The organism is Bacteroides sp. 11BF (assembly GCF_019633765.1).
GTDB classification, from domain to species: Bacteria; Bacteroidota; Bacteroidia; order Bacteroidales; family Bacteroidaceae; genus Bacteroides; species Bacteroides hominis.
Window position 1 is genome coordinate 1 of the sequence record NZ_JAFKPJ010000090.1, and the last position, 448, is coordinate 448.

Genomic DNA, 448 nt, shown 5'->3' on the forward strand with positions numbered 1-448 from the left:
CGTATGAGTATATCAAGAACGAAAATGCTGCAAGTCAGCAAGTGTTTAATCGGGCTGGCGGTCATGGTGTTGCAATCCTGCGATGTAGCGGACAACCGCCGTGACCTGCTTTGCGGAAACTGGGAGAGTGTAGAGGGCAAGCCCGACGTGCTTATCTACAAGGAGGGCGAAGCCTATAAGGTGACGGTGTTCAAGCGTAGCGGGCTGCGCCGCAAACTGAAGCCGGAAACCTATCTCTTGCAGGAAGAGAACGGCAACCTGTTCATGAACACCGGCTTCCGTATCGACGTGTCCTACAACGAAGCAACGGACATCCTGACCTTCTCGCCCAACGGGGACTATGTGCGCGTGAACCCGAAACCGGACCATCCGATAGGCAAGCAATAAATAATGAAATCCACTAAAATCCAAAGTAACATGAGAACAAGAATAACACTTATTATCTGCC

At 50.9% G+C, this 448-nt stretch carries 1 protein-coding gene; it reads left to right on the forward strand.

Annotated elements, in window-relative coordinates; translation table 11 throughout:
* Positions 1 to 3 precede the first annotated feature (3 nt).
* On the forward strand, positions 4 to 387 hold the full coding sequence (locus tag JZY04_RS21110) for a DUF3876 domain-containing protein (protein WP_008645944.1): 384 nt from the start codon (positions 4 to 6) through the stop codon (positions 385 to 387).
* Positions 388 to 448 lie beyond the last annotated feature (61 nt).